The 6,474-nt window shown below is 73.0% G+C and carries 5 protein-coding genes and 1 pseudogene; 3 read left to right on the top strand and 3 right to left on the bottom strand.

Going from position 1 to position 6,474, the window contains the following annotated elements:
- Positions 1-1,436: pseudogene (locus FAF44_RS24410) on the bottom strand (hypothetical protein); the annotation flags it as partial.
- 53 nt (positions 1,437-1,489) lie between these two features.
- On the bottom strand, positions 1,490-2,635 hold the full coding sequence (locus FAF44_RS24405) for a globin domain-containing protein (protein ID WP_237105566.1): 1,146 nt from the start codon (positions 2,633-2,635) through the stop codon (positions 1,490-1,492).
- A gap of 600 nt (positions 2,636-3,235) precedes the next feature.
- Here FAF44_RS24405 and FAF44_RS24400 point away from each other — a divergent pair.
- From FAF44_RS24400 to FAF44_RS24390, 3 genes are read left to right on the top strand one after another with little or no spacing between them, the layout of a single operon-like run.
- Positions 3,236-3,922 (top strand): gamma-glutamyl-gamma-aminobutyrate hydrolase family protein, encoded by a 687-nt coding sequence (locus FAF44_RS24400; RefSeq protein WP_237105565.1) that lies wholly within the window; start codon positions 3,236-3,238, stop codon positions 3,920-3,922.
- A gap of 9 nt (positions 3,923-3,931) precedes the next feature.
- Positions 3,932-4,846 (top strand): alpha/beta hydrolase, encoded by a 915-nt coding sequence (locus FAF44_RS24395; RefSeq protein ID WP_237105564.1) that lies wholly within the window; start codon positions 3,932-3,934, stop codon positions 4,844-4,846.
- Positions 4,843-5,628: an enoyl-CoA hydratase/isomerase family protein gene (locus FAF44_RS24390; protein WP_237105563.1), complete on the top strand. Its 786-nt coding sequence runs from the start codon at positions 4,843-4,845 to the stop codon at positions 5,626-5,628. The genes FAF44_RS24395 and FAF44_RS24390 overlap by 4 nt, the downstream gene beginning before the upstream one ends.
- A 223-nt stretch (positions 5,629-5,851) precedes the next feature.
- Here the strand turns inward: FAF44_RS24390 and FAF44_RS24385 are convergent, their stop codons facing one another.
- Complete coding sequence (locus FAF44_RS24385; protein WP_237105562.1) at positions 5,852-6,439, bottom strand: class I SAM-dependent methyltransferase; 588 nt, start codon at positions 6,437-6,439, stop codon at positions 5,852-5,854.
- Positions 6,440-6,474 lie beyond the last annotated feature (35 nt).

The raw sequence follows: 6,474 nt of genomic DNA, 5'->3' as shown, positions 1-6,474 counted from the left end.
GTCGTCGGCGGGTCCTGTGCGGGCTCGCCGGTCGCGATGGCCGCCTCGATGGCGATCGTGGGCGGCGCGCCGCCCGTGATCGACAACCCGCCCGCGACCGTGTGGGTGCGGACGTCGAACGCCCCGCCCGCCGGCGTCCCCGCCGCCGCGAAGGCCGGGAAGGCGGCGCCGCCCGGCACGACCGAGGTGGAGATGTAGTCGCCCACCGTGCGCCCCTGCGAGCTGTTCGCCAGCCAGTCCAGCGCCATGCCCGGATGCAGCTCCAGCGGCGCCGACCAGCTCGCGCCGCCGTTCACCGAGGAGGTGTAGGCGATCGTGAGACGGCAGGCGGCGGGCGCGCAGGCCGCGTCCGGGTAGCGGTAGTAGGCCAGCGCCAGCCGGGCCCTGTCGCCCGAGCTCTCGCGGTCCACGCCGAGGCCGGGGATGAAGTGGTCCCCGGCGCCGTCGGTCACCCGCAGGACGGGGCCCCACGCGGCGCCGTCGGACGAGCGGCTCAGCACGATGTCGTTGCCGGCGCAGTCCACCTGGAAGCGGCAGTCGTGCCAGACGACGTACACGGTGCCGCCGGCGTCGATCTCCGCCGACGGCAGCGGCGCGGCCCGCAGCCCGCCCGCGACCGGGTGCCGCTCCACCTGCGCGACCGGCACGCTCTCGCCCCAGCTCGCGCCGCCGTCGCGGGAGCGGAAGGAGCGGATCCGCCCGTCGCCGCCCAGGTACGGCACCACCACCGCGCCGTTCGGCCGCACCACCGGCTGCCCGCCCAGGCCGGTGGCCGTGGTGCCGGCCACGACCCAGGTCAGGCCGCCGTCGGACGAGCGGCTCACCCTGATCGTGTTGCCCGCGCCGTGATCGTCGAAGACCGCGTAACACGTGCCGCGGTACGGGCTGTCCGCGCCGTTGTCGCAGACGACCCAGCTCTTGTCCAGGTCGCCGCCGGCCGCGGCGGTGACGGGGGTACTCCAGGTCCGGCCGCCGTCGGCGGAGCGGCTGGTCACCACGGCCGCCCCGGTCGTCCCGTCCGGGCCGGCGAGCGCGAGCGAGGTGATCAGCCACACGCCGTGCTCGGCGTCGAAGGCCACCGACGGGTCGCTGACCCGCGCGTACGGCCCGCCGCCGAACGTGGTGAGACCGGGCAGCGTGCCCTTCGCCCAGGTGGCGCCGTTGTCGGCGGACGTCGCGAACGCGATGCCGGAGGCCCCTCCGTCATGGAAGCGGCCGGCCTGCTGCGCGGCCACGATCGTCGAGTCCCAGTGGAAGGTGTCGGGGCCGGCCTGGGTGCCGTGCTGGCTCGTCGCGTTGGCGTACGCGTCGGAGCCCAGCTCGATCAGCGGCACCGCCTCCGCCTGCGCGGCCGAGGCGGACGTGGTCAGCAACAGGGTCGCGGTGATGACGGTGACGAGTCCGCCGATTCCTCGGCGCCGGGCGGGGGATGGCACAGTCGACCTCCACGTGGCGTCAATATCCACATGGCATCCTGCGGCCCGCGCTGTCAACCTCCTGATCGCCGAAGGGGGCCTCGGTGCTCGTCCGGGGCGGGGTCGCGGTGGATGCGGGCCGGGGGCACGCCGTCGAGTTGGAGGCGGCGCACGGTCTCGTCCACCATGGGGGCCGGGCCGCTCACGTACACGTCGTGCTCGGCCCAGGAGCGCAGGCGCCGCGCCGCCTCCGGCAGGCTGCCGCGCATGCCGTCGTAGGAGGGCTGGTCCGACACCACCGGCAGCACCCGCAGCCAGGGGAAGGCCGACTCCATCCGGATCAGGTCCGGCAGGTCGTACAGCTCATCGGCGGTGCGGGCCCCGTACAGCAGGTGGACGCCGGGGCGGCGGCCGGAGGCGATGACGGACTCCACGATCGCCTTCAGCGGGGCCAGGCCGGTGCCGCCGGCCACGCACAGCAGGTCGCGCGTGCCGTTCCCGGGCGGCGTCATCGTGCCCAGGGCCGGGCCCAGCATGAGCGTGTCGCCCACGCGGGTGTGCCTGGTCAGCGCGGTGGAGACCCAGCCGCCGGGCACCGAGCGCACGTGCAGCGTGATCGTGTGGTCCGGGCGGGGGGCGTTCGCGATCGAGAACGCCCGCCACACGCGCGGCCAGCGCGCGTGCTGCACGTTGACGTACTGGCCCGGCTCGTACGGCAGCGGCCGGGTGGGCCGCAGCGTGAGGACCGCGATGTCCGGCCGGCGCAGTTCGTGGCCGACGACCTCGGCCAGCCACCAGGCGGGCGCGAGCTTCGCGTCCGACTCGGCCGCCTCGATCATGAGATCGGCCGCCAGCCGATACGCCGACACCCACGCCGCCTCGATCTCGTCGTTCCAGACCCCGGCGGCGAAGTGCCGGATCGTGGCCAGCAGGGCGTCGCCCACGGCCGTGTAGTGCTCCGCGACCACGCCGTACCTGCGATGGTCGCGGCCGAGCCGGGCGAGGTGCCCGGCCAGGCTGTCCGGGCTGTCCAGGCTCCACACGATCCGGGTCAGCGCCCCGAACAGCCGGTCCCGCTGGGCGTCCATGGCGGGCGGGAACATCCCCCGCAGGTGTGGACTCCCGGCGAACAAGCGGCCGTAGAAGTAGGCCGTGGCCTTGTCCGCCAGCGGCTCGACGACAGAGAAACTCTCTTTGACCAGGCGCGGATTCAACGACATATTTCAGTCCCACCTTTTGACCGGAAACGCGTTCCGGTCCCTCGCCGTTCACCTCCTGATGGATCCGGGTGACGAGCGAGGGAGTCCGCCCCGGCACCTCCCGTTCGCTCAGAAATGAGTGTTACACCACCGATGACCCGTCACAACCGATTCCCCCGATACGGTGCTATGCGGAACTATCGGTAGTGAGTTTGTGATTCTCCGCACATGACCTGACTAATGTCGGCCGGTGAATGCGAAAAACATTTGTCTTCGCGTTTCCCGGAGAAATCACCGGAAACGGCGCCGGATCGACTCGGCCGGTCGCGCGTTCCCGGGCGGCGATGATCCGTCACGCCGATCCGGCGATCCACACGACCGGCCCGCCCAGCGGCGGCACGGCCTCCTGACCGAGCGGCGTGCGCGAGGAGCTCGCCCAGCCGCGCGCCCGCCCGGCACGACGGGGCGAAACCTCAGCAATCCCCGAGAACCCCCGGGAACGCCCGGGATCTTCGGGAGGGGTGACATATCGGAAAGAGAGTGCGCCATGATGGGGCGGGGGTCGTCACCGAAAGGCCGAAGCCGGCGGCCGCCCGACTCGCCCCGCCCCCTGGAGACCGTATGTCCCGACCGCTCATCGGTATCACCGCCTACTTCGAAGCAGCCCGCTGGGGCGACTGGGTGCGCGAGGCCGTGCTCTCCCCGCCCTCCTACGCCAGGGCGGTGGGCCGGGCGGGCGGCGCGCCCGTGGTGCTGCCACCGATCGCCCCCAGCGCCGTGGACGACTACGTGAGCGGCCTCAAGGGCGTCGTCCTGGCCGGCGGCGTCGAACTGGGCGCCGAGACCTACAGCGGCGAGCAGGACGAGCGCGTCCGCGAGCCGCAGGCGCACCGCGACCGGTTCGAACTGGCCCTGGCCAGGGCCGCCGTCCGCGCCGACGTGCCGATCCTGGCCATCGCCCGCGGCATGCACGTGCTCAACGTCGCCCAGGGCGGCTCGCTCATCCCCTGGCTGCCGGACGTGCTCGAGAGCGACCGCCACGCCGAGCCGGACGGCGGCCACACGATCCAGGTCAGCGTCTCCAGCAAGCTCGGCAAGGCCGTCGGCGACCGGGTCGAGGTGAACGCCCCCCACCACCAGTCCGTCCGCCGCCTCGGAACCGGGCTGCTGGCCGTGGCCTGGGCCGAGGACCAGATCGTCGAGGGCATCGAGCTGCAGGGACACCGCTTCGGCGTCGGCGTCCAGTGGCACGCGGAACGGGGCGGCGACACCCGTCTCTTCGATGCGTTCATCGAGGCGGCCCGCTAGGCTGCGATCATGCCGCTGCACCCCCAGGCGCGGGACTACCTCGCCCGGTACCCATCGGATCTGAACACCGATCTGGCCGCGCTCGATCTGGCCGCGATCCAGGAAATGCGCGCGCAGGACCCCATGGCGGCCCACCGCGGGCCGCTGACGAAACTGCCGTTCGTCCGCGACGAGTCGGCGGAGGGCGTGCCCATCCGCATCTACCGCGCCGTCCGCGGCGACGCCCCGCTGCCGGTCGTGGTCTACTTCCACGGCGGCGGCTGGGTCCTCGGCAGCGTCAGGCGCAACGACGCGACCGCGCGCGACCTGGCGATCCGCACCGGCGCCGTGGTGGTGTCGGTCGACTACCGGCTGGCCCCCGAGCACCCGTTCCCGGCCGCCGCCGACGACGCCTGGACCGTCGTGCGCGACATCTTCGCCCGTCCCGCCTTCTACCAGAGCAACGGCAGGGTCGCGGTGTCCGGCGACAGCGCGGGCGGCAACCTGGCCGCCGTCGCCGCCTGGCAGGCCCGCGACGCGGGCCTGCGGCTGGCCCACCAGGTGCTCGTCTACCCGGTGCTCGACGTCGCCATGGACACCCCCAGCTACACGCGCTTCGCCAAGGGCTTCGGCCTGGACGCCGAGGAGATGGCCTGGTTCGCCCGCCAGTACGCCGACGGCGTCGATCCCGCCGACCCCCGGCTGTCCCCGCTGCGCCTGCCCGATCTGTCCGGCCTGGCCCCCGCCACCGTCGTGACCGCCGGCTGCGACGTCCTCAGAGACGAGGGCGAGCGCTACGCCGAGCGCCTGACCGAGGCGGGCGTGCCGGTCGAGCTGCGCAGGTTCGAGGGCGCCGTGCACACCTTCTACGTGCTGCCCGGCCTGTTCGACCAGGCCATCGAGGCCCGCGAGTACGTCGCGGACCGGCTGAGGGAGTTCCTGTGACGGACGGTTACACCAAGCTCAAGCTCGACACCCCGGCCGAGGGCGTACTGCGCATCACGATCAGCGAGCCCGCCAGGCTCAACGCCGTCGACGCCACCGCCCACCGCGAACTGGGCGAGATCTGGCGCGACGCCGACCGCGACGACGGCGTGCGCGCGATCGTGGTCAGGGGCGAGGGCCAGGCGTTCTCCGCGGGCGGCGACCTGTCCATGATCGAGGACATGATGCGCGACCACGCCACCAGGATGCGCGTGTTCGCCGAGGCCCGCGACATCGTCTACAACGTCCTCAACTGCTCCAAACCGGTCGTCTCCGCCATCCAGGGCCCGGCCGTCGGCGCCGGCCTGGCGGTCGCGCTGCTGGCCGACATCTCCGTGGCCGGCCGCACCGCGCGGATCATCGACGGCCACACCAGGCTCGGCGTCGCCGCCGGCGACCACGCCGCGATCATCTGGCCGCTGCTGTGCGGGATGGCCAAGGCCAAGTACCACCTGCTGCTGTGCGAGCCCGTCACCGGGGCACAGGCCGAGCGGATGGGCCTGGTCAGCCTGTGCGTCGACGACGACGAGGTGCACGACAAGGCCATGGAGATCGCCGTCAGGCTCGCGTCCGGCGCCCAGGACGCGATCAGGCTGACCAAGTACTCACTCAACAACTGGCTGCGCCTGGCCGGGCCGTCCTTCGACGCCTCGCTCGCCATGGAATTCCTCGGCTTCACCGGCCCCGACGTGGCTGAGGGTGTGGCCGCGCTCAGGGAGAAACGGCCACCCTCCTTCGGCTGACCGCGTGTGCTTGCCCGGGCCTCGGGTAGGCGGCACTCACGGAGGCACGACGACGGGGAAGGAGGTCATCCCACCGGGCTGACGACCGCGGGAACGGCCGCGGGGCGGTCCGAGTGCCCGCGCCGCGAGGGGTTGAGCAACCAGCTCCCCGCCCAAGGCGCGGCCCGCCCGATTCCGGCGCCGATCGGGCGGCCGGGCACCCCGTTCCCGCCGCGGATCCGGCCTATCGAGGCCGGCGGGCGTGGAAGACGAAGGCCGGGGGAGTGTTCCGCCACACCGTACGCCCCAGCACCACCTCCTCGAACCGCTCCGCCAGCAGCGCGCGGAAACGCCGCGCCGAGCTGAGCGGAATGGCGTGGACGTAGGAGAACGTCGTGAACGCCGCACCCGGGCTCATCGCCCCCGTCACCGCGCCCAGCAGGTCACGCTGCAACCGGTCGGGGAAAGCCGCCCACGGCAGCCCGCTCACCACCACGTCCGCCGCACCCAGCCCGCGCTCGGCGAGCAGATCGCCCAGCCGGGTGGCGTCCTCGTTGGCCACGTCCACCGCGGGGAACCGCTCGGCCAGCAGCCCGGCCATCGTCTGGTTCAACTCGACCGCCAGGTGGTGTCCACGCCCGCCCAGCCGCTCCTGGATCTCCGCGGTGAAGGGGCCCGTGCCCGGCCCGAGCTCGACGACGATCGGCTCACCACGCTCCGGTACCGGCGCGCACACGGCCGCGGCCAGCCGGCGCGAACTCGGCGTCAGCGCGCCGATCGACGCCGGGTTGCGCAGGAACTGTCCGAGGAACAGTGCGGTGTCGTTGGGCATGCCATAGAACCTATGGCCGCGGAGCGGGTGATCGC

The organism is Nonomuraea sp. MG754425 (assembly GCF_021699195.1).
In the GTDB taxonomy this organism is placed as follows: domain Bacteria; phylum Actinomycetota; class Actinomycetes; order Streptosporangiales; family Streptosporangiaceae; genus Nonomuraea.
This window is presented reverse-complemented; position numbering and strand designations above follow the sequence as displayed.